Source organism: Bacillus sp. AF62, assembly GCF_050312695.1.
GTDB lineage: Bacteria > Bacillota > Bacilli > Bacillales > Bacillaceae_G > Bacillus_A > Bacillus_A cereus.
Map to the genome: position 1 here is coordinate 1 of NZ_JBNPJZ010000188.1, position 2,029 is coordinate 2,029.

Below are 2,029 nucleotides of genomic sequence, written 5' to 3' on the forward strand. Positions count from 1 at the left end.
GACGGTATCGCCTATATTGAAGGTTACAACGTTAACTTACGTAAAGGACCAGGTACAAGCTATTCTAAGATTCGTCAGCTAAATAAACCAGAATCTTATATTGTGTGGGCTGAAAAAGATGGCTGGTTAAATCTAGGTGGAGAACAATGGATTAAGAACGATCCATCCTATGTAAAGTTTAGTAAGAAAAGCATTGTGGATGCTTCAATTGTAGGTAAGCGCGTGGTTTCAAAAGTTAACAATCTACGTTTCTATGATGCTCCATCTTGGCAGGATAAAGATGTGGTTGGCTCTGTAGATACAGGATTAGGATTTACAATTGATGCGAAAATAAATGTAAATGGTTCTCCGCAATATAAAGTGCACAATAGCAAGGGGGAAACATACTATATAACAATAAATGCAGCCTATGTGTATGTGAAGTAAACTAAAAAGAAATATATCTCTAAATTGATTTGCCATTGTATTATATGTAACAGCAGAAATGAAAAATAAAAATAAAAATAAAAAACAGCGCATTCTTGACCAAAGAGTACGCTGTTTTGGGATAGAACAATCTATGTTAAGCGATGCTGAATCATTTTTAGTATATGTGACCAAATTTCGGGTATGGCACTTCATTAAAAATAAGAATTAGTGTAACTTCATGCTTATATTTTGGTTTAAATGGCCATAAAGGAAAAATATTTAAATGAAGCGCTTGTTTACGAGGGATAGTAGGAGAAGGAAAAGCGAGGATAAGGTAAAACACCTTGCTTTTCTAAAAGAATGTCTTCTTGAGGGAACCCTCCCTTAATCATCCACGAAAGGATATCAGGCAGCCACATAATGAGCACGCTAAAGATAATTCCTAGCCCTAGTCCTAATAGCAAGGAAGCAGCTAACGACGATTAAAGTGATTCCTAGTATGAGTAGTAATGAGATTAAGCATAATTTATATAACAACCTAGTCCCCTCCGATATAGATGCTTATACATTGGAGTATATCGATTTTCAGAAAAGAAGTATATAGGATTTTCGTTCCACTAGCGAAGCGGTAGGAAAAATAACAAAAATTAGCGAGGTGAATAAGAGTTTAAAAAGATGAATATTCGAATGTTGTAGAGGGATATAAAGAAAAGAGCATCTCCGGATTGAGTGGAGGTGCTCTTCGGGATGAAGACATGTTGATGTTTTCTTATGTAATATGAGTCTATGTAGTGAAACGGTGTAATATGCAAGTAAGTAGTCTAAGGTGGTGAGCTGGAATGTTTTTGTGTAGCTGTCTTCGCATGTGAAATATGGCCATAACTAGAAAAGGTCCATTGCAATGATGAGGCAATGGACTTTGGGTCTGAGAAGTTTTGAAGCAATTAAGACGGTTTGTTAGATGGTAATATGATTATACGGTACGGTCTTATGAAAAGTATAGATATTTTTTGTGCTTTTATAAAGGTATAAAATGAAATGCAAATCATAAGAGGGCATGCTAACATGATTAAAGTCTGTGATTTGTTTTAATTCATTTTCTTTGTGTGCTCCAATTCTGGAGCCTTGTTTTGTATGTAAGGAATGGAAAAGCACCTAGTACTGATTTAGTGTACTAGGTGCTTTTTATTAGATGGACCTTGTAGGACTTGAACCTACGACGGGACGGTTATGAGCCGTCTGCTCTAACCAACTGAGCTAAAGGTCCAATTTGGAACAACACCCTTTCGAGTGTTTGTTCCTTAGCTAGAACTGATAGGAAGTTTTGTTGTCATCTGAGACATATTGCGTACACATATAGAATAAACAACACCTTCTAATCAATCATACCATGCGTATTAAAATATAAAATGGTCATTTTTGTACTTTTTCAAAGGTGATAATAAATTTTGTACAACTCTCTTCTGGTAGGATATAAATTTCCAATATGATAGTTTTAAAAAATTTAGATAATGTCTTTAATACAAGGATTAATCATTTTGCTTAATAGAGGGTGTTGCAAAACTAAAATAAATATGCAATGTTATGAATCAGAAAAACTAGCTGAACATGCAATAGATAG

The 2,029-nt window shown here is 34.7% G+C and carries 1 tRNA gene and 1 pseudogene; one reads left to right on the forward strand and one right to left on the reverse strand.

Annotation, left to right across the window (positions count from 1 at the left end):
* A pseudogene (locus ACQRBL_RS32115) lies at positions 1 to 426 on the forward strand (N-acetylmuramoyl-L-alanine amidase); the annotation flags it as partial.
* 1,175 nt (positions 427 to 1,601) lie between these two features.
* Here ACQRBL_RS32115 and ACQRBL_RS32120 read toward each other — a convergent pair.
* Positions 1,602 to 1,675: transfer RNA gene (locus tag ACQRBL_RS32120), tRNA-Ile, on the reverse strand.
* Positions 1,676 to 2,029: the final 354 nt, after the last annotated feature.